Origin of the sequence: Streptomyces sp. WAC 06738, assembly GCF_003945505.1 — a bacterium.
GTDB lineage: Bacteria > Actinomycetota > Actinomycetes > Streptomycetales > Streptomycetaceae > Streptomyces.
Genome location: NZ_CP029618.1, coordinates 6,953,530 through 6,978,644 on the forward strand (window position 1 = coordinate 6,953,530; position 25,115 = coordinate 6,978,644).

General features: G+C 73.5%; 17 protein-coding genes. 10 read left to right on the forward strand and 7 right to left on the reverse strand.

From position 1 onward, the window contains the following. Positions 1-8: 8 nt before the first annotated feature. Positions 9-2,822: a class III lanthionine synthetase LanKC gene (gene lanKC / locus DMB38_RS30375; protein ID WP_125937828.1), complete on the reverse strand. Its 2,814-nt coding sequence runs from the start codon at positions 2,820-2,822 to the stop codon at positions 9-11. Between the two features lie 278 nt (positions 2,823-3,100). On the opposite strand from lanKC, the gene hydA reads away from it, so the two are divergent. Then, positions 3,101-4,501 carry a dihydropyrimidinase gene (gene hydA / locus DMB38_RS30380; protein WP_125937829.1) on the forward strand — a complete coding sequence of 467 codons (1,401 nt, stop codon included), beginning with the start codon at positions 3,101-3,103 and terminating at the stop codon, positions 4,499-4,501. Between the two features lie 67 nt (positions 4,502-4,568). On the opposite strand, the gene DMB38_RS30385 is transcribed toward hydA, so the two are convergent. Further along, on the reverse strand, positions 4,569-8,144 hold the full coding sequence (locus tag DMB38_RS30385) for a S8 family serine peptidase (RefSeq protein ID WP_240662550.1): 3,576 nt from the start codon (positions 8,142-8,144) through the stop codon (positions 4,569-4,571). A 597-nt stretch (positions 8,145-8,741) separates the two neighbouring features. On the opposite strand from DMB38_RS30385, the gene DMB38_RS30390 reads away from it, so the two are divergent. Both DMB38_RS30390 and DMB38_RS30395 read left to right on the forward strand, forming a co-directional pair. Further along, on the forward strand, positions 8,742-9,761 hold the full coding sequence (locus tag DMB38_RS30390; RefSeq protein ID WP_125937831.1) for a TIGR03842 family LLM class F420-dependent oxidoreductase: 1,020 nt from the start codon (positions 8,742-8,744) through the stop codon (positions 9,759-9,761). Positions 9,762-9,770: 9 nt separating this feature from the next. Then, a complete protein-coding gene (locus tag DMB38_RS30395; protein ID WP_125937832.1) occupies positions 9,771-11,327 on the forward strand; it encodes an NCS1 family nucleobase:cation symporter-1 in 1,557 nt (518 codons plus the stop codon). 10 nt (positions 11,328-11,337) lie between these two features. Here the strand turns inward: DMB38_RS30395 and DMB38_RS30400 are convergent, their stop codons facing one another. Together DMB38_RS30400 and DMB38_RS30405 are read right to left on the reverse strand one after the other, a co-directional pair. Beyond that, positions 11,338-12,699 carry a hypothetical protein gene (locus DMB38_RS30400; RefSeq protein ID WP_125937833.1) on the reverse strand — a complete coding sequence of 454 codons (1,362 nt, stop codon included), beginning with the start codon at positions 12,697-12,699 and terminating at the stop codon, positions 11,338-11,340. 60 nt (positions 12,700-12,759) lie between these two features. Further along, positions 12,760-13,518, reverse strand: coding sequence for a Sir2 family NAD-dependent protein deacetylase (locus DMB38_RS30405; protein WP_125937834.1), 759 nt, complete (start codon positions 13,516-13,518; stop codon positions 12,760-12,762). Between the two features lie 245 nt (positions 13,519-13,763). Here DMB38_RS30405 and DMB38_RS30410 point away from each other — a divergent pair, with 245 nt between their 5' ends. The 5 genes from DMB38_RS30410 to DMB38_RS30430 all read left to right on the forward strand — a co-directional run bounded on the left by DMB38_RS30410 (position 13,764) and on the right by DMB38_RS30430 (position 19,541). After that, on the forward strand, positions 13,764-14,624 hold the full coding sequence (locus DMB38_RS30410) for an inositol monophosphatase family protein (protein WP_125937835.1): 861 nt from the start codon (positions 13,764-13,766) through the stop codon (positions 14,622-14,624). A gap of 102 nt (positions 14,625-14,726) precedes the next feature. After that, positions 14,727-16,142: an NAD(P)/FAD-dependent oxidoreductase gene (locus DMB38_RS30415; protein ID WP_125937836.1), complete on the forward strand. Its 1,416-nt coding sequence runs from the start codon at positions 14,727-14,729 to the stop codon at positions 16,140-16,142. A gap of 97 nt (positions 16,143-16,239) precedes the next feature. Continuing rightward, positions 16,240-17,757 (forward strand): AlkA N-terminal domain-containing protein, encoded by a 1,518-nt coding sequence (locus tag DMB38_RS30420; RefSeq protein ID WP_125937837.1) that lies wholly within the window; start codon positions 16,240-16,242, stop codon positions 17,755-17,757. Positions 17,758-17,762: 5 nt separating this feature from the next. Beyond that, positions 17,763-18,248, forward strand: a complete 486-nt coding sequence (locus DMB38_RS30425) for a methylated-DNA--[protein]-cysteine S-methyltransferase (RefSeq protein WP_047018781.1) — start codon at positions 17,763-17,765, stop codon at positions 18,246-18,248. A 156-nt stretch (positions 18,249-18,404) separates the two neighbouring features. After that, positions 18,405-19,541 (forward strand): glycerate kinase, encoded by a 1,137-nt coding sequence (locus DMB38_RS30430; protein WP_125939383.1) that lies wholly within the window; start codon positions 18,405-18,407, stop codon positions 19,539-19,541. A gap of 49 nt (positions 19,542-19,590) precedes the next feature. Here DMB38_RS30430 and DMB38_RS30435 read toward each other — a convergent pair whose 3' ends face one another. Then, positions 19,591-20,232 carry a DsbA family protein gene (locus DMB38_RS30435; RefSeq protein WP_125937838.1) on the reverse strand — a complete coding sequence of 214 codons (642 nt, stop codon included), beginning with the start codon at positions 20,230-20,232 and terminating at the stop codon, positions 19,591-19,593. A gap of 20 nt (positions 20,233-20,252) precedes the next feature. After that, positions 20,253-20,960 (reverse strand): SDR family NAD(P)-dependent oxidoreductase, encoded by a 708-nt coding sequence (locus DMB38_RS30440; protein ID WP_125937839.1) that lies wholly within the window; start codon positions 20,958-20,960, stop codon positions 20,253-20,255. A 111-nt stretch (positions 20,961-21,071) separates the two neighbouring features. On the opposite strand from DMB38_RS30440, the gene DMB38_RS30445 reads away from it, so the two are divergent. Continuing rightward, entirely contained in the window at positions 21,072-21,956 is an 885-nt protein-coding gene (locus tag DMB38_RS30445) for a helix-turn-helix transcriptional regulator (RefSeq protein WP_125937840.1), read from the forward strand. Between the two features lie 31 nt (positions 21,957-21,987). On the opposite strand, the gene DMB38_RS30450 is transcribed toward DMB38_RS30445, so the two are convergent. Then, entirely contained in the window at positions 21,988-22,944 is a 957-nt protein-coding gene (locus DMB38_RS30450) for a LysR family transcriptional regulator (protein ID WP_125937841.1), read from the reverse strand. A gap of 105 nt (positions 22,945-23,049) precedes the next feature. On the opposite strand from DMB38_RS30450, the gene DMB38_RS30455 reads away from it, so the two are divergent. Then, a complete protein-coding gene (locus DMB38_RS30455) occupies positions 23,050-25,062 on the forward strand; it encodes a M4 family metallopeptidase (protein ID WP_240662551.1) in 2,013 nt (670 codons plus the stop codon). Positions 25,063-25,115: the final 53 nt, after the last annotated feature.

A 25,115-nucleotide genomic window follows, 5' to 3' on the forward strand; every position in this document is an offset into this window, starting at 1 on the left:
TCACTCGGTTACTGCCGGGACTTGCCGGATGGTGCTGGTACTCCGGCCCCGTCGTGGGGCCGGTCCGCCCGCCGTCCGCGCCGGTGCGCGGGCGGCAGGAAGGGCAGGCCGGCGTCGCTCCCGGGCTGCGCCGCGGCGAGCGCGAGCAGGCAGCCGGCGGTGCCGGTGGCCAGGTCCATGGACAGCCGCATCATCTGGTCGCCGGGGAAGGCGAGCCCGCCGCCGTACGGCAGGGCGTACCAGGAGAGCGCGGCGGCCTGGGCGGCGGGGTCCGCGGCGCGGACGCCGGGGGTCGCGGTGCGGCCGAGGTGCAGCAGCATCCCGGCCCGCCCCTGGAACAGGCCGGGTTGGGCGTAGTAGCGCATCCGCACGGCGGGCAGGACCGCCGCGCGCGCCGCGGCGAAGTCCTCGTCGCCGCGGTGCGCGAGGTAGTCGTCGAGCACGGCCGCGATGCCCGCGCTGCCGTCGCCGAGGTACGGCATGGTGCGGTGGCCCTCGTCGACGACGAGGCCGCCGGTGCGGTCGGTGCGGCAGCGGGCAAGGTCGCGGCGGAGCGCGGTGGCGGCGGCGTCCAGCAGCGCGGGGTCGCCGGTGCGCTCGTACAGCCGGAGGAAGAAGAGCGCGGGCCCGGTCCAGCCGCGCAGCAGCCCGGCGCGCTCGCCGCCGCGGGCCGCGGGGGTACGGGCCGCGCCGCCGTCGTACGCCGGGCCCGCCGCTGCGAGCCGGCCGGTCAGCAGCGTGGCCGCGCGCAGGGCGTGGTCGTGGAGGGACGGCTCGCCGCAGGCGGTCGCGAGGTGGTCGAGCACCAGCCCGGCGCCGGCGAGCCCGCCGTGCAGAGGGGAGGCGAGCGCCTGCCAGTTCTCGGCGAGCACCTGCTCGACGAGGTCGAGCGCCCGCTTGCCGTGCCCGAGCCGCTCCAGCACGTACGCCACCCCGAGCAGCCCGTCGTACAGCCCGAACGGCGTACCGCGGGGCGGCGCGGCGGTCCGCTTCAGCAGCCACTCCTCACCGGCCTCGTTCCGCGGCGCGCCGGCCTCGGCGAGCGCGTACAGCACGCCCGCGGCGCCGAACGAGATCCCGAGGCCGCCGCCGTCGTTGAACTGGGCGACGTCACCGGGGAAGACGCGGTCGTCGCGTTCGGGGGTCGCGGAGGCGGCCAGCGCCCGGGCCATGGCCGCGCGGCTGCGCGGCCAGTCGCCGGGCTCGACCGGCAGCAGCGGCTCCCCGCCCGCCGCCGCGCCGGGTCTCGCCGCCACCGGGGCCGACGGAGAAGCAGGTGGGCCCCCCGTGCCGCCGGCGGCGACGGCCCCGGGCACGGCCCCCGCCGTACGCGCCCCCGCCCCCGTATCCCCGGTGATCTCCTCGACCGCCTCCCGCAGGAACTCCTCCGGCAGCTCCGGGAACTCCTCCGCCGCCACCCGCGCCAGATGCGCAGCCTTGCGCCGGTCGACGGCCAGCAGCGTCGTCATCGGCAGGAACAGCGCGATCCGCAGGCAGGCCAGCGCGTAGCGGTCGATCGCGAAGCCCTCGCGGTCCGCCGGTGCCACGTACCCCGGATGCGCGACGATCTGCCGCGGCCCGTCCGCCACCGGCGCCGCCGCCTCGAAGTCGACCAGTGCCACCGACGGCTCGGCCGCGTCCGCCCCGCCCGCGTCCGCCCCGCCCGCCGCGGCGTCCGCCTCCGGCGCGACCATGATGTTGAACATGTGCAGGTCGTTGAAGACGAGACCGCGCCCGTGCACCGCCGCGACGGCCCGCTCCACCGCCCCGTGCACCCGCACCGCCCAGCGGGTGTACGACGCCACCTCCGCCGGATCCGGGTCCGCGGCCAGCAGCGGGTGGCGCTCCGCGAAGAAGGAGTTGAGGGTACGGCCCGGCAGGAAGTCCATGACCAGGAAGCGGTGCCCGCCCAGCTCGAACCAGTCGCGGACGCCCGGCGCGACGCCGAGACCTGCCAGCCGCTCCAGCGCGGCCCGTTCCCGCTCCAGCCGGGCCACCGCGTCGGCACCGTCGGCGGCGAGGCCGGCGTGCGGCCGGGCCTCCTTCAGCACGACCTGCGTACCGTCGCGCAGGTCGGTGCCCGCGTAGACGCCGCCGCCGTTGGAGAAGTGCAGGGCGCGCTCGATGCGGTACGGCAGGTCCGAGGTGGTCGTGGCGTTGCGCGCGGCCAGCTCGGGCGCCAGGAAGCCGGGCAGCGTCACCCAGTCGGGCACGCTGAACGCCGGGTCCTTGCGGTCGGGGACGAGCGTGCCGTCGGGCCCCTCGACGGCCGGGACCAGCGCCCCGTCGGCGCCGACGCAGTAGCGCGGGGCGAAGCCCCCGTAGCGCACGTGCAGCGGGCCGCCCCGCCAGCGCAGGTCCGTGAGGATGTACGGGCCGTCCTCCGCGCTCAGTTGCTCGCCGAGTTCGCGCAGGAGCGTGTGCAGCATGGCGTCGTCGCGCGGATAGATCGTGGCGAACTTGCCGCTGATCGTGCGGCTCGCGTATTTGGAGTTCCGGAGATAGAGGAGTTGCTTTCCCGGCACGAATTTGAACGGAATGGCCCGGGGCACGCAGTAATCCCAGATGCGCGTGCCGATCCGGTCGGCGTTGTCGAGGCGGGCCGAGACGTGCACCTTCCAGCCCTGCTCCGGCCAGTCGCGATCGGCCAGCGGCTGCAACTGGCGCCAGTCTCCCGACCAGGCGTCGACCCACCCTTCCGGGGTGTCCCGGCGGGCGACGGAGAAGAGCGCGACCGAGGCGCCGGCGCCGCCGGCCAATCGGTCCGGAGTTTCGTAGAAATACTCGTCGGCCAGGCAGAACGCCTCGTATCGCTTGTCCATTTCCCCCCAGGGCCGTCTCCTTGACTGCGCCCGTGAAGGATTTCAGCCGGGCGGGCGCCGGCAGTAGTCACGGCTGTCACGAAGAAGGCGTGCAGAACGCACGGGTACGGCGTGCGGCGGGCACGGCCGGAGCGTGCGGCGCGCGCCACGCGGTGGCGACGGGCGGCTGCCGCGGTATTGCCGAGCGCGGTGCCATGCTTCTACGGTCTTCGCACGCAGCTCGACTCTACGGGTGTAGACCCCTGGTGACGTCGCGTCGCCGGAAGGGAGCAGAGGCCGTGAGCCGTACAGTCATCACCGGCGGTCTTGTCATCACCGCCGCCGACGAGATCCACGCCGACGTGCTCGTCGAGGACGGCCGCGTCACCGCACTCGCCGCACACGGCAGCGACGCCGCCGCCGGCTGGCGCGAGGGCGCCGCCGTGATCGACGCCACCGGGAAGTACGTCATCCCGGGCGGGGTGGACGCCCACACGCACATGGAACTGCCCTTCGGCGGCACGTTCGCCTCGGACACCTTCGAGACGGGCACCGGCGCCGCCGCCTGGGGCGGCACGACGACCATCGTGGACTTCGCCGTACAGAAGCAGGGCAGCGCGCTGCGCGAGGGGCTGGACGCCTGGCACGCCAAGGCCGACGCCCAGTGCAGCATCGACTACGCCTTCCACATGATCCTCTCCGACGTCAACGAGCACACGCTCAAGGAGATGGACCGCCTGGTCGAGGAGGGCGTGACCTCCTTCAAGCTCTTCATGGCCTACCCCGGCGTCTTCTACAGCGACGACGGCCAGATCCTGCGCGCCATGCAGCGCGCCGCGGGCAACGGCGGGCTGATCATGATGCACGCCGAGAACGGCATCGCCATCGACGTCCTCGTCGAACAGGCCCTCAAGGCCGGGAAGACCGACCCGCGTTACCACGGCGAGGTGCGCAAGGTGCTGCTGGAGGCCGAGGCCACGCACCGCGCCATCCAGCTCGCCCGCGTCGCCGGCAGCCCGCTGTACGTCGTGCACGTCTCCGCCGAGGAGGCCGTCGCCGAGCTGGCGCAGGCCCGCGACGCCGGCCTGCCGGTCTTCGGCGAGACCTGCCCGCAGTACCTCTTCCTCTCCACCGACAACCTCGCCGAGCCGGACTTCGGGGGCGCGAAGTACGTGTGCTCGACGCCGCTGCGGCCGAAGGAGCATCAGTCGGCGCTCTGGCGGGGCCTGCGCACGAACGACCTCCAGGTCGTGTCGACGGACCACTGCCCGTTCTGCTTCACCGGGCAGAAGGACCTCGGGCGCGGGGACTTCTCGAAGATCCCGAACGGGATGCCGGGCGTGGAGAACCGGATGGACCTGCTGCACCAGGCAGTCGTCGACGGGCACATCTCGCGGCGCCGCTGGATCGAGATCGCGTGCGCGGCGCCGGCCCGGATGTTCGGCCTGTACGGGCGCAAGGGCACGATCGCACCGGGCGCGGATGCCGATCTCGTGGTGTACGACCCGGCCGCCGAGCAGACGATCAGCGCCGAGACGCATCACATGAACGTGGACTACTCGGCATATGAGGGCAAGCGGGTGACCGGACAGGTCGAGACGGTCCTGTCGCGCGGTGAACTCGTCATCGACCGGCGGACGTTCGTGGGCCGGGCCGGGCACGGGGCCTATCTGGCACGGGGGCTGACGCAGTACGCGTAGTCCGCCGGGCACCCCGCGGCGGTAGCCGGGGGAGGGCCGCGCAGGGCCCTCCCCCGCCCCGCGCGGTCTAGCTGAGATCCGGGCGGTGCGAGACGCGGATCTTGTTGATCAGCGTCTTGCCCGTACCCGCGACCAGACGCAGGTTGAGCTGCCCGTCGGTGACCGTCACCGTGACGGTGCGGTCTTCGGCGGTGTAGATGCCGGCCTCCAGTGCGATGTCCAGGTTGTCGACCTTGACGCCGCCCTCGGCCATCACGTCGAAGACCCGCCTCGCCGGGTCCTTGGGGCCCAGCTCGGCGAAGCCGAGGTCGACCTCGTAGACCCCGTCGGGCAGGCCGTCGAAGCGGTACTCGTACGCGCCCTCGCGGGCGGTGGAGTACAGGGCCTGCTCGTTGGTGCCCGCGATGGTCTGCTTGGTGGACGCCTTCGACGTCGTACCGAGATACCCGAAGGAACCGGACGTGTACTCCTGGTCCGGGCCCCAGGTGTCACCCAGCGCGTCCACGGCCTTCGCGGACGCGCCGGAGTCGAGCGCCGCCTGGTAGGCGGGCACGACGACCTTCAGGGGGATCTCGATCACCGGCCTGCGGCCCGACTCGGAGTCGAGCAGTAGCGTGCCGGTGAGCACCGAACCAGGGGTGGCGCCCGTCGTGTCGAAGGTGAGCCCGAGCTTCTCGCTGTCGCCGGCTTCGAGAGTGCCGGAGGCGGTGGACGGGGTGACCCAGTCGGCGCCGTCCTTCTCGGCCACCGTATAGCCCGTCGCCGTACCGGAGTTGGCGATCTCCAGCGTGCGGGTGCGGGACTGCCCGGCGGGCACCACCAGCTCGTACGCCGGGCTGGCTGCGGTGACCAGGGCCGTCGTCAGCGTCGCGTCGGCCACCTCGATGCCGGCGGCCTTCACCGAGCGCCCGGCTGTGGCCGTCGAGTAGTGCGTGCCGGTGATCGTGATGTCGTAGTCCGTGGCGTCGGTGCCCGCCGGGACCGAGACGAGGTAGGTGCCGTCGGTGCTGCTGGTTCCGGTGGCGACCTCGCTGCCGTCCTTGGCGACCGTGACGGTGGCGTCGGCGACGGCCTTGTTGTCGTTGGCGTCCGTGACAGTGCCGGACAGGAGGCCCGACTTGCTGGTGCGGAAACCGATGGCGAGGCCGTCGGAGACGACCCCCTGGTTGAAGGAGTAGAGGAGGGCGTCGGTGCCGGTCGGGTTCTCGACGCCGATGGTGGCGCTGGAACCGTTCTCGTACGAGCCGGTGCCGATGTCCTTGTAGTGGTACGAGAACGAGCCGTCCTCGCCCGCGACCACGGAGAAGGAGATGCGCTGCGTGGACCCCGACGTGATCACCACGTCACGCCACTCGACGGTCACCGTGCGGTGCGGTGCGGTGCCCTGCGTCGACGTGTAGATGCCGGAGTCGGCGTCGAGCTGGAGGTTGTCCCAGAAGGGGTAGAGGGCACCGTTCGGCGTCGAGGTCGTCGGCAGGGTGCCGTTGAGCGACGACGTCGAACTCGGGCCGAAGTAGAGCGAGCCCTCGGTGTTGGCCGTCAGGTTGCGGTACGTCTTGCCGTAGAAGGAGACGGGGAAGGGCAGCGCGACCGGCGCCGTGCCCGTCGTGTTGCTGGACACGGTGAGTTTGGTGTCGCCGGTCGGGAAGCCGCCGCCGACCAGCCGGCAGGTCGTGCCGAACGTGTCTGCTCGGGAGGCCAGTTCGAGGTTCTTCGTGGTGTCCGCGGTCAGCTCCACTCCGATGCTGGAGACGGCGGCGCAGCGGCTGGCCGGAGTGACGGCCAGGTCGTACGTGCCGACGGGCAGCGTCAGCTCGTAACTGCCGTCGGCCGCCGAGGTCGTCCTGGCGGGCGTGCCCTGGACGACGATCGAGGCGCCCGCCTCGGCGCCCGTCTCGGTCGAGACGACGCCCTTGAGGACCGCCGTCGGCGCCTCGTCGACGGAGACGTCCTTGGTGACCGTCTCGTTCTCGACGATGGTCGCGGTGGTCGTGGCCGGCAGGTAGCCGTACTTCGACACGGTGATCCTGTAGTCACCGACCATGCCTTTCGGCAGCGTGTACGTGCCGTCGGCGGCCGTCGTACGGGTCGCCTTCATCGGCCCGTCGAGGGTGACGGTGGCGTCGGCGAGCGGGCTGCCGCCCGAGGTCACCGTGCCCCGCAGGGCGCCGAGCGCGCCGCGCGGGGTGGCGTTGACCGCCGCGAACGCATCGAGACGGCCCTCACCGAACACGTTGTTCCTGGCTGCCGTGCCGCCGCACGTCGTGTTGTCCACGTCGACCGCGGTCTCGTCGAGGATCTCCTCCGTCGCCGCGATGTCCCCGCGGATCGCGGGCGCGGCCGACCACATCAGGGCCACGGTCGCCGCGGTGTGCGGCGAGGCCATCGACGTACCGGAGATCGCGTTGTATCCGCCGCCTGCCCAGGCGGAACGGATGTTGACACCCGGAGCGGCGAGGTTCGGCTTGATGATGCCGTTCTCGCCGGTGCCGCGCGAGGAGAAGGAGGCGATGGTGTTGTTGATGTCGAAGGCGCCCGACGAGTACGAGTTGTCGTACGCGCCCGGGGACCCCGACGTGTTGCAGGACGGGCCGGCGTTGCCGTTGGAGAACGCCGGGAAGATGCCCGCCGCGCGCCAGGACTGGACGGTGTCCTTGTACCAGGTGTCGATCACGTTGGCGCCCCAGGAGTTGTTGACCACGTCGGGGGCGAGATCGGGACGTGGGTTGGCACCCGTCTGGTCCGTCGGGGCGACGATCCACTGGCCCGAGGCGAGCAGTGACCCGCGGGAGCAGGAGCCGGACTCGCACCCCTTGGCGGCGATCCACCGCGCGCCGGGGGCGACGCCGACCTGGTTGGCGCCCTTGTCGTCGCCGGCCATGGTGCCCATGGTGTGGGTGCCGTGGCCGTTGTTGTCGCAGGGGGCGTTGCCGGTGCACACCTTCGCCGGGTCGAACCAGTTGTAGTCGTGGTCGTACGTGCCGTCCGGCTTCAGTCCCCGGTACTGGGACTTGAGCGCCGGGTGGTCGTACTGGACGCCGGTGTCGATGTTGGCGATGACGACATCCTCGCCGCGCCCGCCCAGCTCGTTCCAGACCCGGGGAGCGTTGATCCGGTCGACGTTCCACTCCACGGCGTCTGTCTTCGGCTCGCCGGTGCCGGGCAGCGGGTCGGGGATCTTGACCGGGTCATCCGCTTCCAGCGCGGCCACGTCGGAGCGGGCGGCGAGCTTCTCGGCGAGGGCCTTGGTGCCTGTCACCTTGATCTGGTTGGAGATCCAGAACGACGTGTGCGCGGCACCGGCATCCTCGATCAGGTCGATCAACGGGGCCTGGGACTTCTCGGCGAACTCGGTCTTGACGGCCCGCAGTTCACGGGCCTTGGCCGTCCGGCCCTCGGCCTTGCCTACGTCACCGAGGTCGGCGGAGTCCTTGAGCACGACCCAGAAGGCGACTTTGCCCCGGTCGTGCCCGGTGCTCCGGGCGGCGAGCTGTCCGATCAGCTTGCTCTCGGCCTTCGCCCGGTAGGGGCTCGACGGCACGGGGTCGGCCGGCCGGGCCTGTGCGGGCAGTGCGCTCAGCGTCAGTGGTAGTGCGGCGAGGAGAACGGTGAGACCTCGTCGTATCCAACTTCGTCTAGACACGAACTCTCCTTGGGTGAGAGCGGGTTCGTACCGACGCTCAAGCCGCCCGTGCTCCGTGGTGCGGGCACAGGTGGGGGGCCGCAGTGGCGGGATGAGACGCGAATGATGATGCGGAAGGGCGGCCCCGGCCCGACAGGGGGCGATTTGCGCCGCGGCCGGACCGCCGGGGCGCGCCCCGGCCCGCGAAGCCCACTCACAGCCGGCGTCTCCACCTGGGCGTACGTCGCCGGGAGCACGCCCGGACCGTCCGTCGGCCAAGGGTGATATCTCGCCAGCACAAGCGATTGACGACTTTACGACTTGTCGTGAACTCGACATCTCTGGCCGGTGGCGCTGCCGATCGGACGGCCGGGCGCGGCCCCCCGGCGCACCCGCGGCAGCGGCGGTCGCCCGCCGGTCCCGGCGACGAAGGCTGGACGCGCGTAGAACACCTCTTGCCAACCCCCGGGAAGAAGTCCACGATGGTGCCTCCCCGACGGGCGGGAGTTCACCGGCCACGCAGGACACGGCCAGTGACATCCCGCGCGGCACCTGCCAGTTCCTGTAGAACCAGCCACCAGACCCACACCTCCGGCATCGCGACCCAAGGGGGCCGAAGTGGATTTCGGACTCGTGCTGCAGACAGATCCGCCCGCATCCGCCGTCGTCGGCCTCATGCGCCGCGCGGAGAACAACGGCTTCCGCTACGGCTGGACGTTCGACTCCACCGTCCTGTGGCAGGAGCCGTACGTCATCTACAGCCGCATCCTCGAGCACACCGACCGGCTCACCGTCGGCCCCATGGTCACCAACCCGGGCACCCGTACCTGGGAGGTCACCGCCTCCGCCTTCGCCACCCTCAACGAGATGTACGGCAACCGCACCGTCTGCGGCATCGGCCGCGGCGACTCCGCCATGCGCGTCGCCGGCCGCCCGCCCAACACCCTGGCCCGCCTCGGCGACGCCATCCGCGTCATCCGCGACCTCGCCGAGGGCCGCGAGGCCGTCGTCGACCGCGAGTCCGGCACGACGCTGCGGCTGCCGTGGGTCGAGAACGGCCGGCTCCCGGTGTGGATGGCGGCGTACGGGCCGAAGGCGCTGGCGCTCGCCGGGCAGGTCGCGGACGGCTTCATCCTCCAGCTCTCGGACGTCTACCTCACCGAGTTCATGGTCAAGGCCGTCCGCACCGCCGCCGCCCAGGCGGGCCGCGACCCGGACGACCTGACGATCTGCGTCGCCGCCCCCGCGTACGTCACGGACGGCACCCCCGAGGCGCTGGCGCACGCGCGCGAGCAGTGCCGCTGGTTCGGCGGCATGGTCGGCAACCACGTCGCCGACCTCGTCGACCGCTACGGCGAGCACTCCGACGTCGTCCCCGAGGCGCTCACGGCGTACGTCAAGCAGCGCCAGGGCTACGACTACTCCCACCACGGCCGCGCCGGTAACCCCTCCACCGACTTCGTCCCGGACGACATCGTGGACCGCTTCTGCGTCCTCGGCCCCGTCGAGGCGCACCTGGAGAAGCTCCGCCGGCTGCGGGAGCTGGGCGTGCACCAGTTCGCGATCTACGCGATGCACGACGCGAAGGAGTCCACCATCGACGCGTACGGGAAGTACGTCATCCCGGCGCTGGCCTGAGGGGGCGCCATGACCGCGGACGCCGCGTCACCGTCCTACCCGCAGCCGCCGGCCGACGGCCTGGCGGCCCCCGCCGACGACCTCGCCGGCAGCCGCTACGCCAACGCCGATCTGCTGCCCGTCCCCGCCGAGCAGCGCACCTGGACCACGTACAACTTCGCCGCGCTGTGGGTCGGCATGGCGGTCAACGTACCGACCTGGACGCTGGCCGCGGGCCTCATCGCGCTGGGCATGGACTGGAAGCAGGCGGTCCTCACCATCGCCCTGGCGAACGTCATCGTGCTGCTGCCGATGCTGCTGACCGGCCACGCGGGCCCCAAGTACGGCATCCCCTTCCCGGTCCTGGCCCGCTCGTCGTTCGGCGTCGTCGGCGCCAACCTGCCGGCGCTCCTGCGCGGCGTCGTCGCCTGCGCCTGGTTCGGCATCCAGACGTGGATCGGCGGCCAGGCGATCTACTTCCTGGCCGGGAAGATCATCGGGGCCGGGAGCTGGTGGGTCGAGGCCGGCTCGTGGGGCGGCTATCCGTGGCCGCAGTGGCTCTGCTTCGTGCTCTTCTGGTTCATCGAGATCGGCATCATCCTCTTCGGCATGGAGGGGGTGAAGAAGCTGGAGAACTGGGCCGCGCCGCTGATGCTCGCGGGCGCGGCCGCGCTGCTGATATGGATAGCCGACCAGGCCGGCGGCTTCGGCCCGCTGCTCGACGAGCCGTCGGAGCTGGGCTGGGGCACCGAGTTCTGGAAAGTGTTCTTCCCCGCGCTCATGGGCATGATCGGCTTCTGGTCGACGCTGTCCCTGAACATCCCGGACTTCACCCGCTTCGGCGCGGGACAGCGCGCGCAGATCTGGGGCCAGTCGCTCGGACTGCCCACCACGATGGCCGCGTTCGCGCTGCTGTCCGTGCTGGTCACGTCGGGCTCGCAGGCGGTCTACGGCAAGCCGATCTGGGAGCCGGCGGAGCTGGCCGCCCGGATGGACACCAAACTGGGCATCGCCTTCGCCCTGTTCGTCATCCTCCTCGCCACCCTGACGACGAACGTCGCGGCCAACCTGGTCAGTCCGGCGTACGACCTGTCCAACCTGGCGCCGAAGGCGATCAGCTTCCGCACCGGCTCGCTGATCGCGTGCGCGGCGGGCATGCTGATGTTCCCCTGGGAGCTGATCGCCAACCCGGACATCTACATCTTCGTCTGGCTCGGCACCTACGGCGGCCTCCTGGGCGCGGTCGCCGGCGTCCTGATCGCCGACTACTGGCTGGTCCGCCGCACCGTCCTCGCCCTCCCGGACCTGTACCGCCGCGACGGCGCGTACTGGTACAGGGGCGGCTGGAACTGGCGCGGCCTCCTGGCCTTCGCGGTCGGCGCCCTCCTGGCGGTAGGCGGCTCCCACACCGACGCGGGCGCCTCGGGCCCGTACCCGGAGGACGGCCTGATCCCCTTCCTGAAACCCCTGGCGGACTACGGCTGGGCGGTGGGCCTGGGCGCGTCGCTGGTCCTCTACACCCTGCTGATGGCGCGCACCCGCGAAAAGCCGGTCGCCGCACCACCGGCGACAGCCGCCCCGCGCTGACCCTCCACGCTCACAGACCGGCAGCCGCGAGAATCCGGCTCATCCGGGACACCCGGAGCACGGGATTGGCAGCGGCTTCCTCGGCGACCCCGGCTTCCGGGTCGGAGAGCAGTTGCGCCAGCAGCACGTCTGGGACGTTGGGGTGAGCGGCGACACCACGGCGCAGGAAGGACTCGTCGGCCGAGGCGAGTCGTCGAAGGGGTGCCACGGGCAACTCGGGGTCCTGCAAGGCCACGCAACGGACGTGCGGGTTCTCTTCGTCGGCGAGCGACCGCAGTGTGCGACGGGGGTAGTTGGGGTGGTCGACGTGTAACGGCCGGAGGTGGAAGGGGTCACCGTCGGTGCGGACGAGCCGTTCCAGCACCTCCGGCGGTGTATCCGGTCGCCGGGCGGCAGCGCGACGGACCGAGAGGTCCGGGTCGTTGTCCAGCCGCTGCCATGCCTCGGCGGGGAGGTCACGGCAGGACGCCAGGACGCGCCGGAACGGGGTGTGCGGGCTTTCCAGGTAGCGCATCCGTTCGCCGACGGGTGCTTCCCGCAGCCAGTCCGGGTCGGCGAGGCCCCAGTCCAGCATCATGCGGACCTCGATGCTTCCCTTCAGGTCCTTGGCTTCCACGAGCGCGTAGATCCGGGCCCGGGTTTCCTCGTCGACGTGACGGCTCCGGGTCACCGCGACCCGCACGTGCAGGTCGTCGACCTCCAGGAGTTGCGCAACCATCTCCGCCGAGAGATGCGGGTTCTTGGCGACAGCCGCGAAGACCTCCTCGTCCCCGCTCCGCATGAGCCGCGCGAACCAGTCCGGCGTGAGCGGGACGTGGCGCGCCGCGTTGACGCGCACGGCGGGGTCGGCGAGGCAGCGGTCCCGCCATTCCGGCGGTACGCCCGGCCGCTCCCGCAGGGTGGCGGCGGCGCGGACCGCCGGATCCGGGTCGGCGAGCAGCCTCACCTGTACGGCGAGCGGCCGGTCGTGCCACGCCTCCGCCACCACGGCGCGTAGCCTTGCGTCCGGCGCGCCGGCAAGTGCGGTCCGCGGCCTGCCGTAAGCCTCTTCGAGATCGTCGATGCCGAGCGCCACCCCGCGATCCACCATGTCGCGGACGAAGTTCACGTACGCATCCCGGATCGCCGGATCGGGATGCTCCGCAATCCTCCGGCGCATCGCCGGAGAGACCCGGTCCCCGTGCAGGCCCACGGCGCTGTTCTCGTCGCCGTACGTCAGCAGTGCTTCGACGACGGCGTCCGCCAGCATTCCGCGGCGCAGTCTTATCCCGTGCCGGCCCGCCGAGTGTGCGGCCAGGCGCACCAGAACGTCCTGCGGGGCCGCCGGATTCCGGCCCAGTCCGGACAGCCGCGGATGCGTGAGGCTCGTCATGCGCTCAACCTAGCCAAGCCGCCCCGTGGCGGCCCGCCCTCGGCCGAACCGGGCGGGCCCCTACGCGCTCTCCGCCGTCAGCCGCGCCAGCAGGGGTGGCAGGGCCTCGCTGATCGGCTCGCGGACGACCTCCGCCGCGCGGGTGTCGTACGGGGTCGGCTCGGCGTTGACGACGATCAGGCGGGCGCCGTGGTCGGCGGCGAGTCCGGCCAGGCCGGCGGCGGGCTGGACCTGGAGGCTGGTGCCGACGGCGAGGAAGACCTCGCACGCCTCGGCGATGGCCGCGGCCTCGCCCAGGACGGCGGGGTCGAGCCGTTCGCCGAACATCACGGTGGCGGACTTGAGGATGCCGCCGCACTCCAGGCACGGCGGGTCGGCCTCGCCGGCCTCGACGCGGGCCAGGGCGTCCGCCATCGGCCCGCGGGCGGCGCAGTTCGTGCACACGAAGCTCCGGGCGGAGCCGTGCAGTTCCAGGACCTTGCGGTCCGGCATCCCGGCGCGCTGGTGCAGTCCGTCCACGTTCTGCGTGAGGACCCGCACCGGCACACCGGCGCGCTCCAGATCCGCGATCGCCAGATGCGCCGCGTTGGGCTCGGCGAGGAGCGTGCGGTTGGCGCGCCGCATCTGCCAGGAGCGCCGCCGGATCTCCGGGTCCGCCATGTAGTAGTCGTACGTGACGAGCTTCTGCGCCTCCGGGTCCCGGCGCCAGACCCCGTTCGGGCCGCGGTAGTCGGGGATGCCGGAGTCCGTGGAGATGCCGGCGCCGCTGAGGATCGCCACCAGGGGGCGCCGCCCCGTGCTCTCCGTCGTCGCAGACATGCGGACAGGGTAGGGGCGCCCGCCCCCGGTCGCGCCACGGCTTTTCCTCGTTCGCGAAGCCGCCCCGGCCCGATTCGGGCTCGATGACCGCCCGAACGGGACGCTGTCCCTCATCCCCGCCCGGGCGGGCCCCCGGCCGGTGAGGGTGGCTCCGGCCCTTTTCAGCAAGATTCTCCAGGAATCTACGGAATCACGCACCCTCTCCCCATTCCGTGTCCGGGTCCACCGCATGGTTCGATGGACATATGATCGATGACTTCCTGGCCTCCGCCGACGCCCTAGACCGCGTCGAGGACGCCCTGCGCAAGGCGGCGGCCGAGGAGGTCATGCCCCGCTTCCGGCAGCTCCGCGCCGACGAGATCGTGCAGAAGGACGGGCCCCACGACCTGGTCACCGTCGCCGACCGGAACGCCGAGCTGCACCTGGAGCGCAGCCTCACCGCCCTGCTGCCCGGGTCCGTGCTCGTCGGGGAGGAGGGGACGCACGCCGACCCCGGGCGGCTCGCCGCGCTGCGCGAGGACGCGCCGGTGTGGATCGTGGATCCGGTCGACGGCACCCGGCAGTTCGTCCGCGGCGAGCCCGGCTTCTGCATGCTCGTCGCCCTCGCCCACCGCGGCGAGGTGCTGGCCTCCTGGACGTACCTGCCGGCGAAGGACCTCATGGCCGTCGCCCGCCGCGGCGGCGGCGCGCACCTCGTCGGTGGCGGGGAACTGCGCTCCGGTGTGCCCGAGCCCGGGCAGGAGCTGTACGTCGCGGTCTCGCACCACGACTTCACCACCGACGCCGAGAAGCGGGCGCTCGCCCGCCTCGACGTTCCCGGGGTACGGGCCAGGCCCTGCGGCTCCGCCGGCCACGACTACCTGTCCGTGGCCCGCGGCGAGATCGACGCCGTGGCGTTCTCCTGGGAGAAGCCCTGGGACCACGCCGCGGGCCTGCTGCTCGTCGCCGAGGCGGGCGGTGCCAGCGGTACGGTCGCGGGGGAGCCGTTCCGCGTGGCCGGCGGCAACGCGCTTCCGTTCACCGCGGCGCGGGACGCGGAAACGGCACGTCATATCCTGGCCCTGCTGGCCGGACCCGGGCGAGGCGTGCCGGGGGCGGCGCCCTAGGGTCCTGCTGCCGGACCAGGCCGGCACGGGGCGGCACGGCCCGGGTTCGTTCCACGGGAAGAGCCCTGACCCCAGTCAGCGACGACGGGAGTGGCGAGGCGGATGACGACGCTGGTCGACGTGGTGGTCGTAGGCGCGGGGCCCAACGGGCTGACCGCCGCCGTCGAACTCGCCCGACGCGGCTTCACGGTCGAGGTCTTCGAGGCCCGCGACACCATCGGCGGCGGGGCGAGCACCGCCGAGCTCACCCTGCCGGGCTTCCGGCACGACCCCTGCTCCGCCGCCCACCCCTTCGGCATCGGCTCGCCCGTCTTCGGCGAACTGCCGCTGGCAGAGCACGGCCTGGCGTGGGTGCACAGTGACCTGGCCATGGCGCACCCGTTCCCCGACGGCTCCGCGGCCGTGCTCTCCCGCTCCGTGGGCGAGACGGCGATGTCGCTCGGCACCCGCGACGCCGGTGTCTACCGGCGGCTGGTCGAGCCGTTCCTCGGCAAGTGGTCCACCCTGTCGTGGGACTTCTTCACCGCCTCGCTGCGCTCCGTGCCCCGCGACCCGGTCACCCTGCTGCGGCTCGGCCAGCTCGCCATGCCCGCCTCGCTGCTGAACCGCCGCTTCCAGGGCGCGCACGCCCGCGGCATGATCGCCGGCCTCGCCGCGCACGCGATCGCGCCCCTGAACACGCCGATCACCGCGGCCATGGCGCTGACCTTCGCGCTCGCCGGGCACGCCGTCGGCTGGCCGGTGGCCCGCGGCGGCTCACAGGCCATCTCCGACGCGCTCGCGGCGTACCTGCGCGAGCTGGGCGGCGAGATCCACACCGGGATCGAGGTGAAGCGGCTGGACGAGCTGCCGCCGGCGCGCGCGTACGTCTTCGACACCTCGCCGACCGCGCTGGCACGCATCGCCGGGCTCGGCGGCGCGTACGACGGCTTCCGCTACGGACCGTCCGTGTTCAAGATCGACTACGCCCTGGACGGGCCGATGCCGTGGACCTCCGAGGAGGCGCGGCGCGCCACGACGGTGCACGTCGGACCCACCGAGGGCGAGATCGGCGCGGCCCTCGACGCCGCCGTGAACGGCGTCGCGCCCGCCGTGCCCTTCCTCATCACCTGCCAGCCCACCATCGCCGACCCCACCCGGGCGCCCGAGGGCAAGCACACCTTCTGGGTCTACGGGCACGTGCCCAACGGCTGGGAGGGCGACGCCACCGAGGCCATCGAGCGGCAGTTGGAGCGCTTCGCGCCCGGCTTCCGCGACCTGGTGCTGGCCCGCGCCACCGCGGGACCGCCGCAACTGGCCGCGCGCAACGCCAACTACGTCGGCGGCGACATCGCCTCCGGCGCGTTCTCCGGCATGCAGACCCTCATGCGCCCGCGGCTCGCCCGGGTGCCGTGGGCGACGGTCCACCCCCGCGTCTTCCTGTGCTCCTCGTCCACGTACCCGGGGCCCGGCGTGCACGGGATGGGCGGCCACAACGCGGCCCGCGCGGTCTTCCGCACGCTGACGCGGTCCCGCTGACGGGCGGCGCTCCCGGGCCGGCGGGGCCGTACCGGCACCGCACCGTCATGTCGGATTCTCGCTAGCTTTCGCCCTCGCGGTGGACGACGCTGGAGACATGTTCACCGATACGGAGCGCTGTGTACGGGCCGTCCAGTCCAAGGACGCCCGCTTCGACGGCTGGTTCTTCACCGGGGTGCTGACCACCGGCATCTACTGCCGGCCCAGTTGCCCCGTCGTGCCGCCCAAGCCGCAGAACATGCGGTTCTACCCCAGCGCCGCCGCCGCCCAGCAGGCCGGCTTCCGCGCCTGCAAGCGGTGCCGCCCCGACACCAGCCCCGGCTCCCCCGAGTGGAACCACCGGGCCGACCTCACCGCCCGCGCCATGCGGCTCATCGCCGACGGCGTCGTCGACCGCGACGGCGTCGAGGGGCTCGCCGCCCGGCTGGGCTACAGCGCCCGGCAGATCGAGCGCCAGCTCCGCGCCGAGCTGGGCGCGGGACCGCTCGCGCTCGCCCGCGCCCAGCGCGCCCAGACCGCCCGCGTCCTCATCGAGACCTCCCCGCTGCCCATGGGCGACATCGCCTTCGCCGCGGGCTTCTCCTCCATCCGCACCTTCAACGACACCGTCCAGGAGGTCTTCGCCCTCGCCCCCACCGAGCTGCGCCGCCGCGCCGCCCGCAGCCGCGCCGGCACGGGCGGCACAGCCGGCACGAACGGCACCGGCGGCAGCGCCCCCGGCGTCATCAGCCTCCGGCTGCCCTTCCGGCAGCCGCTCACCCCCGACAACCTCTTCGGCCACCTCGTCGCCACCGCCGTCCCCGGCGTGGAGGAGTGGCGCGGCGGCGCGTACCGGCGCACGCTGCGGCTCCCGTACGGGCACGGCATCTCCTCGCTCACGCCCGGGCCCGACCACATCGCCGCGCGCCTCGCCCTCACCGACCAGCGCGACCTGGCCATCGCCATCAGCCGCTGCCGCCGGCTACTCGACCTCGACGCCGACCCCGTCGCCGTCGACGAGCAGCTCGCCCGCGACCCCCAGCTCGCCGAGCTGATCGCCAAGGCGCCCGGACGGCGCGTGCCGCGCACCACGGACGGCGCCGAGTTCGCGGTACGGGCCGTCCTCGGCCAGCAGGTCTCCACCGCCGCCGCCCGCACCCACGCGGGCCGGCTGGTCACCGCGTACGGGACGGAGATCGAGGACGCGGAAGGCGGCCTCACCCACCTCTTCCCCGAGCCCGGCGCCCTCGCGGGACTCGACCCGGCCGCCCTGGCCATGCCGCGGTCCCGGCGCACCACCCTCACCGCGCTCGTCGCCGCCCTGGCCGCCGGCGATCTCGACCTCGGCGGCGGCAGCGACTGGGAGCAGGCCCGCCACCGGCTCGCCGAGCTGCCCGGCATCGGCCCCTGGACCGTCGAGGTCGTCGCCATGCGGGCCCTCGGCGACCCCGACGCCTTCCCGGCCACCGACCTCGGCGTCCGCAAGGCCGCCGCGGGACTCGGCCTGCCCGGCAGCCCCGCGGCCCTCGTCCGGCACTCGGCCGCCTGGCGGCCCTGGCGGGCGTACGCCGTGCAGTACCTCTGGGCGGCGCCGCCCGCCGGCGACCACCCGATCAACCTGATGCCCACGGAGTGAAGGACATGCGAACCCACACCACCCTCGACAGCCCCGTAGGACCCCTCACCCTCGTCGCCGAGGACGACAGCCTCACCGGGCTCTACATGACCGACCAGCGCCACCGCCCCGCCGAGGAGACCTTCGGCACCCCCGCCGACCCCGGCGACCCGCCGTTCGCGGCGGCGGCCGCGCAGCTCACGGCGTACTTCGCGGGCGAGCGCACCGACTTCGACCTGCCGTTGCACCTGGCCGGCACGCCGTTCCAGCAGCGGGTGTGGGAGCAACTGCGGCAGATCCCGTACGGCGAGACGATCTCCTACGGCGAACTCGCCGAGCGCGTCGGCAACCCCGCCGCCTCCCGCGCCGTCGGCATGGCCAACGGGCGCAACCCGGTCGGGATCATCGTCCCCTGCCACCGCGTCGTCGGCGCCAACGGCAGCCTCACCGGATACGGCGGCGGGATCGACCGCAAGAAGCAGTTGCTTGCGCTGGAGCGGCGGGAGGGCTGAGACCCCTGCCGCCGCGGACGCGGCCGTTGCCGTACGGGCCCGGGGCCGGCGCTGTCGCCGGCCCCGGGCCCGATGGGCAACCCGGGGGGCTTGCGGATAGGGTCGCACCGGCGTGACCAGGACCAGAGCGAGGGGTGGCAAGTGACGCACGGATCGGTGACCCGGGTGCTGATCGCGGCCGACAAGTTCAAGGGCTCCCTCACCGCGGAAGAAGTCGCCCAGCGGGTGACCGCGGGACTGCGGAAGGTCGCGCCCGGCCTCGCCGTCGAGGCCCTGCCCGTCGCGGACGGCGGCGACGGCACCGTGGCCGCGGCGCTGGCGGCCGGCTTCGAGCGCCGCGAGGCGCGGGTCACCGGACCGCTCGGCGAACCCGTCACCGCGGCGTACGCGCTGCGCGACGGCACCGCCGTGGTCGAGATGGCCGAGGCGTCCGGGCTGCAACTGCTGCCGCCCGGCCACTTCGCGCCGCGCACCGCCACCACGTACGGCAGCGGCGAACTCCTCCGCGCGGCGCTCGACGCCGGGGCGCGGAGCATCGTCTTCGGCGTCGGCGGCAGCGCGACCACGGACGGCGGCGCGGGCATGCTCGCAGCGCTGGGCGGGGTCTTCCTCGACGCGGAGGGGAAGCCGGTGGCCCCCGGGGGCGGGCCGCTGGCGGATCTCGCCCGGGCGGACCTGAGCGGGATCGACCCGCGGTTCGCGTCCGTGGAGCTGATCCTCGCCAGCGACGTCGACAACCCGCTCACCGGCCCGACCGGCGCACCGGCGGTCTACGGCCCGCAGAAGGGCGCGAGCGCGGCGGACGTCGAAGCACTGGACGCGGCGCTGACGCACTACGTGCGGGTGCTGGAGGAGGCCGCGGGGCCGCGGGCCGCCGCGCTGGCGCGGGAGCCGGGCGCGGGGGCGGCGGGAGGCATCGGGTACGGGGCGCTGATCGGCCTCGGCGCGGTCTTCCGGCCCGGGATCGAGGTGCTGCTCGACGTCCTGGGCTTCGAGGCGGCGCTCGCGCGGGCGGACCTCGTGATCACGGGGGAGGGCTCGCTGGACCGCCAGACGCTGCACGGCAAGGCCCCGGCGGGCGTGGCGGCGGCGGCGCGCGCGGCGGGGAAGCGGGTGGTGGCGGTCTGCGGGGGCCTGTCGATCGACGATGCGGCGCTGCGGGGGGCGGGGATCGAGCGGGCGTACGCGCTCTCGGCGGTGGAACCGGACGTGGACCGCTCGATGCGCAACGCGGGCCCGCTGCTGGAGTCGGTGGCGGAGACCCTGGCCCGCGACTACGTGGAAGCGGGGTGACTCCCCGCACCCGCCCCTTCCCGGACCCGGGGCTGCGCCCCCCGGAACGTCATCCGGCCGGCGTGAGCGCGGCCAGCGCCGCGCGGTAGGCATCCTCCGGCTGCGCGCCTTCGAGGACCGTCCCGTCCCCGAAGCGGACATGGGGCAGAGAGTCGACATGGACGCCGAGCGCGCGGACACGGCCGAGTTCCGCGCGCAACTCGTCGGCGTCGGCGGTGCCGTCGGTGCCGGCGGCCGCCACCACGCCGGCCTCGGCGGAGAGCCGGGCCAAGGTGGTGGGGTCGGAGATCAGCAGCCCGTCGGTGAAGTACGCCCGGAACAGCCGCTCCGCCATCCGCTCGCCGCGCCCCTGCCCGGCCGCGCGGGCGACCAGCCGGTGCGCCTCGAAGGTGTTGGTGAACAGGGCACGGGAGAAGCGGAGATCCAGGCCGTCCGCCACGCCGAACGAGGTGTCCGACGCGACCTGCCGCACGAACGCCTCGCCCCGGGTCCGTCTCCACACCTCGAAGAGCGGCTCACCTGCGGAGGGCGCCCCGGGCTCGGCCTGGAAGGGACGAATGACGATGTCGACCCCGCCGTCGCCGCGGGCGCGATGGTGGCGGGCGGCCCGGGTGAGGCGGGTGAAGCCGAGGTAGCAACGGACGCAGGCAAGGTCCAGAGCGATCTCGGCGCGGTGTACTCGGCTGGGCATTGCCGGTCCTTTCGGGTCGGTCACCAGGGGAGCGGGCCGGCGGCCGAGAAGTAGCCGCCGGTGGGGCCGCCGGGTCCGGCGGTGGCCATGCGCACGATGATCTCGGCGCCCTCGGCGACCGTCCGGTTTCCGGCGTGGCCGTTGAAGTCGGTCGCGGTCAGGCCGGGGTCGACGGCGTTGATCCGGAGGTGCGGGAGGGCACGGGCGTACTGCACGGTGACCATGTTCAGCGCGGCCTTGGAGGAGCCGTACGACAGCGCAGGGAGCCACACGGGTACGGACGAGGCGTGGGCGGGCGGGTCCGCGGCGACGGCCAGTGACCCCAGCCCGCTGCTGACGTTCACGACGACGGGCGCCTCGCCCGCCTCGAGCAGCGGCAAGAAGGCGTGGGTGACCCGTACGGCGCCGAAGACATTGGTGTCGTAGACCGTCAGCAGGTCGTCGGCGGTGGTGGCCGCGGCGGAGGTGGCAGGGCCGCTGATTCCGGCGTTGTTGACCAGCACGTCGAGCCGGCCCGCCTCCTCCTGGACGAGCTTCGCGGCGGCCCGTACCGAATCCTCACTGGTCACGTCGAGCCGCAGCGGGCGGGCCCCGATCCGCCGCGCGGCCTCCTCACCCCGCCGGGCGTCCCGCGCCCCGAGATAGACGGTGTGCCCGGCCCCGGCCAGCCGCCGGGCCGTCTCCAGGCCGAGCCCCCTGGTCGCACCGGTGACGAGTGTCGTGCGCATGCGGTCAGTGTCGGCGCCGCGCGGGGAAAGAGGGAGTACAAAGCTCTTCCTGGTAAAAGCGGTACCAGGCTGGGCGCGCGAGGCCGGCCGCCCCGGCCGGATACTGAACCCATGCGTGACACGGGGAAGGAAGACGGGAACGACGGCTACCCCGGCGACGACGCGACCGTCGACCTCGCCGGCGCGCTGCGCCGCTGGCGCGACCGGCTGGACCCGGCGACGGCCGGCCTGCCGGCCGGCCGCGTGCGCCGCGCGCCGGGGCTGCGGCGCCAGGAACTGGCCCAGCTCGCCGGGATGTCCGTCGACTACGTCATCCGTCTCGAGCAAGGCCGCGCCAGCTCCCCGTCCCCCCAGATCCTCACCGCCCTCGCCCGGGCCCTGCGGCTGTCGGAACCGGAACGCCGCCACCTGTTCCTTCTCGCGGGCCGGCCCGCCCCCGCCACCGACCGCGTCCCGTCCCACCTCACCCCCGGCGTCCAGCGGATGCTCGACCGGATGCGGGCCACCCCCGTCGGGGTGTACGACGCGGCGTGGACCCTCACCGCCTGGAACCGGATGTACGCCGCGCTGCACGGCGACCCCTCCGGGTGCACGGAGCGCGAGCGCAACGTCCTCTGGCGCCACTTCACGGGACGCGGCGACCGCGTGACCCACACCCGCGAACAACAAGCCCGCTTCGAAACCGCCGCGGTCGCCGACCTCCGCTCCGCGGCCGCCCGTTACCCCGCCGACCGGCCCCTGCGCACCCTCATAGCCGACCTCCGCCGCGCCGGCGACCGCTTCGCCCGGCTCTGGGACTCCCAAGCGGTGGGCGCTCACACCATGGACACCAAGACCGTCCACCACCCCGATGTCGGCCCGCTCGTCCTCGACTGCGACGTCCTCGACGCGCCCGGCAGCGACCTCCATGTCGTCATCCACACCGCCGCCCCGGGCACCGACGCCGCGGACAAGCTGAGCCTGCTCGCGGTTGCCGGCACCCGGGCGATGACGTAGCCCGGTACCGGCCCGCGCCGCCGCCCGCCCCTCACGTCCGCTCCGGGTGGACCTCCGGGTGCTCCTGCCACCACGCCCCGTAGCGCGGGTTGTTCGGCAGGCCCGCCACATACGCCCGCGCCGCCGCCCGGTAGAGCGCCCCCGCCTCTTCCGCCGGGACGGCGCGGCGTTGCCAGGCCAGGGTCAGGCGCCCCCTGATCGGGTCTCCCGTCAGGGGGCGCAGGACCACCCCCGCCGTCGCCGGGGCCGTGGGCTGGAAGACCGCCACCGCGCGGCCCGCCGCTATCAGGCGGCGGTTGAGGGCCGTGTCGCCGATGCGGTAGCGCAGCGACGGCGTGAAGCCCGCCGTCGTACAGGCCGCGTGGAGGGCTTCCGGACCGCCGTCGTCCTGGCTCGTCATCGCCATCCACTGCTCGCCCGCCAGGTCGCCCAGCTCCACCCGCTCCCGCTCCGCGAGCCGGTGCCGCGCCGACAGGGCGATCCAGAACGGCTCGCCCGCGACCAGCGTGCGGGCCGTGACGCCCGGCGGGAGCGGCGTGCGGTGGTCGTTGACCTCGCCGTAGAGGATCGCGTCGTAGTGGCCGGAGCCCAGCAGCCGGATCAGCGCCGTGACCGAGTCCTCGCTGTCGACCGTCGTCTGCCGCCCCGGCAGCAGCTCGTCCAGCTCCGCGACCAGCGCGCCGAGCATCACCAGCACGATGCTCCCCAGCCGCAGCGGCCCCGCCGCCGCGGCGCGGGCGCCGGCCGCGAGCGCTTCCATCTCGCCGAGCACCCGGTGCGCCTTGGAGAGTACGAACTCGCCCAGCGGCGTGGGCAGGACGCCCCGCGGGGTGCGCGTGAACAGCTCGCCGCCCGCCACCCGCTCGATGCGGCGGAGCTGGGCCGACAGCGCCGGCTGGGAGACGCCGAGGAGGCGGGCGGCGCCCGCGAGGCTGCCGGTCTCGGCGATCCGGCAGACAGCCTGCAGGTGCCGTAACTCCAGCTCCATTCCGGCAGCGTATAACCCGGGTATGGGGGCGGGTGGGATATCCCCGAACGGCCATGTCCATGCCGATACTCGCGTCACCGGTTTCCCTAGAGGGGAGCAACAGACGTGAAGTCCACAAGACTTGGCGCGGTCGTGGCGGCACTCGCCTTGACCGCCGGCCTGACCGGTGCCTTCACCGGCACCACCGGCGCCGCACCGCCGCCGCCCGAGCGGCAGGGCGGCAAGGCCCGCGCCCTCGCCGCCGCCGACCGCGCCGCGGAGAGCGGGCTCGACGGGCTGCGCCACAGCCCCGGCGAGGAACTCGTCCGCACCACGGTGACCCCCTGGGACGGCGGGCTCTACTACGCCGCCTACGAACGCACCTACCTCGGGCTGCCGGTCACCGGCGGCGACGCCGTCGTGCTCGCCGACAGCCGCGGCCGCGTCCTGGACGTGGCCGCCGCGCCCGCGCCCGAGCTGTCGCTCTCCCCGCGCGCCCGGGTCTCCGCGGCCGCCGCCGAGCGGACCGCCACCGCGCGGGTCGCGCACCCGGAGAAGGCCACGGCGCCCGAACTCGGCGTGCTGCTCAAGGGCGGCAACGACGGCAGAGCTGTGCTGACCTGGCAGTCCACCGTCACCGGCACCACCGCCGCGGGCGCCCCCAGCGTGCGCGAGGTCTACGTCGACGCCCGTACCGGCAAGGTCGTCGAGACCCGCGAGCGGGTCCGCGACGCCTCCGGGCAGGGCTACCACTACGGCACCGTCGAGATCGACACCGCCGCGACCTCCATGACCGACCCGCTGCGCACCGGCTTCCAGTGCGGCGGCCAGAACGGCGCCCCGTACACCACCCCGCCCTGGGGCAACGGCGGCGCGAACGACCTGGAGACCGCCTGCGTCGACATCATGTACGCGGCCCAGCAGGAGTTCGACATGCTCAAGGAGTGGACGGGCTACAACGGCCAGAACGGCCGCGGCGGCCTCGTCCCCGCCCGTGCCGGACTGAGCGTCGTCAACGCCTATTACGACGGCTCCAAGACCACCTACGGCCGCAACCAGACCGGCACCAACCAGCTCACCTCCATCGACGTCGTCGCGCACGAGTACGGGCACGAGATCTTCGACCGCACCCCCGGATCGAGCGGCTCGGGCAGCGAGAACGGCGGCATGAACGAGTCCACCGGCGACATCTTCGGCGCCATCACCGAGGCGTACGTCAACAGCCCCGCCGATCCGCCCGACTACACCGTCGGCGAGAAGGCCCGCTTCTACGGCGACACCCGCCCCATCCGCAACATGTACAACCCGTCGCTGGTGAACAACGACCCCAACTGCTACACCCAGCTCGGCTCCGGCACCGAGGTGCACGCCGCGGCCGGCCCGCAGAACCACTGGTTCTACCTCCTCGCCGAGGGCTCCAGCCCCGGCGGCTCCAAGCCGAACAGCCCGATCTGCGCCGGCGGCCCCTCCTCCGTCACCGGCGTCGGCGTGCAGAAGGCCGCGAAGATCTTCATGGGCGGGCTGCTGCTGAAGACCTCCGGCTGGAACCACCGCGCCGCCCGCGCCGCGACCATCACCGCGGCCAAGGCCACCTACGGCGCCACCGAGTGCAACGCCGTCAAGGCCGCCTGGAGCGCGATCGCCGTACCCGCGGCGGCCGGCGAGGCCGACTGCGGCGGCAGCCAGACGCCGGACTTCTCCCTCGCGCTGTCGCCGGACTCCGGCGGCACCGAGGCCGGCGGCTCCGCCACCGCCACCGTGAGCACCACGACGACCGGCGGCGACCCGCAGAGCGTCGCGCTCACCGCCTCGGGCGCGCCCGCCGGCGTCACGGCGTCCCTCTCCCCGGCGACGGTGACCTCGGGCAACTCCGCGACGCTCACGCTCGACGTCGCCGCCGGGACCGCCGACGGCACGTACCCGATCACGGTGACCGGCACCGGCAGCACCACCCACACGGTGACGTACACCCTGACCGTCGGCTCCGACCCGGGACCCGGCACCTGGGCGGCCGGCACCTCCTACCGGGCCGGCGACACGGTCACGTACGGCGGCCGTGGCTACCGCTGCCTCCAGGCCCACACGGCCCTGCCCGGCTGGGAGCCGCCGAACGTCCCCGCGCTCTGGCAGCCCGTCTGACCCCGATCCAGGGCGGGCAGGCCGGAAAGCCGCCGCGCCCGGGGGAGCGATTC

Excerpts from the sequence above, each read along its gene's own strand:
- lanKC (WP_125937828.1), bottom strand. The coding sequence starts at position 2,822 with ATGGACAAGCGATACGAGGCGTTCTGCCTGGCCGACGAGTATTTCTAC.
- DMB38_RS30395 (WP_125937832.1), top strand. The coding sequence starts at position 9,771 with ATGACCGCGGACGCCGCGTCACCGTCCTACCCGCAGCCGCCGGCCGAC.
- DMB38_RS30400 (WP_125937833.1), bottom strand. The coding sequence starts at position 12,699 with ATGACGAGCCTCACGCATCCGCGGCTGTCCGGACTGGGCCGGAATCCG.
- DMB38_RS30405 (WP_125937834.1), bottom strand. The coding sequence starts at position 13,518 with ATGTCTGCGACGACGGAGAGCACGGGGCGGCGCCCCCTGGTGGCGATC.
- DMB38_RS30410 (WP_125937835.1), top strand. The coding sequence starts at position 13,764 with ATGATCGATGACTTCCTGGCCTCCGCCGACGCCCTAGACCGCGTCGAG.
- DMB38_RS30415 (WP_125937836.1), top strand. The coding sequence starts at position 14,727 with ATGACGACGCTGGTCGACGTGGTGGTCGTAGGCGCGGGGCCCAACGGG.
- DMB38_RS30420 (WP_125937837.1), top strand. The coding sequence starts at position 16,240 with ATGTTCACCGATACGGAGCGCTGTGTACGGGCCGTCCAGTCCAAGGAC.
- DMB38_RS30425 (WP_047018781.1), top strand. The coding sequence starts at position 17,763 with ATGCGAACCCACACCACCCTCGACAGCCCCGTAGGACCCCTCACCCTC.
- DMB38_RS30435 (WP_125937838.1), bottom strand. The coding sequence starts at position 20,232 with ATGCCCAGCCGAGTACACCGCGCCGAGATCGCTCTGGACCTTGCCTGC.
- DMB38_RS30440 (WP_125937839.1), bottom strand. The coding sequence starts at position 20,960 with ATGCGCACGACACTCGTCACCGGTGCGACCAGGGGGCTCGGCCTGGAG.
- DMB38_RS30445 (WP_125937840.1), top strand. The coding sequence starts at position 21,072 with ATGCGTGACACGGGGAAGGAAGACGGGAACGACGGCTACCCCGGCGAC.
- DMB38_RS30450 (WP_125937841.1), bottom strand. The coding sequence starts at position 22,944 with ATGGAGCTGGAGTTACGGCACCTGCAGGCTGTCTGCCGGATCGCCGAG.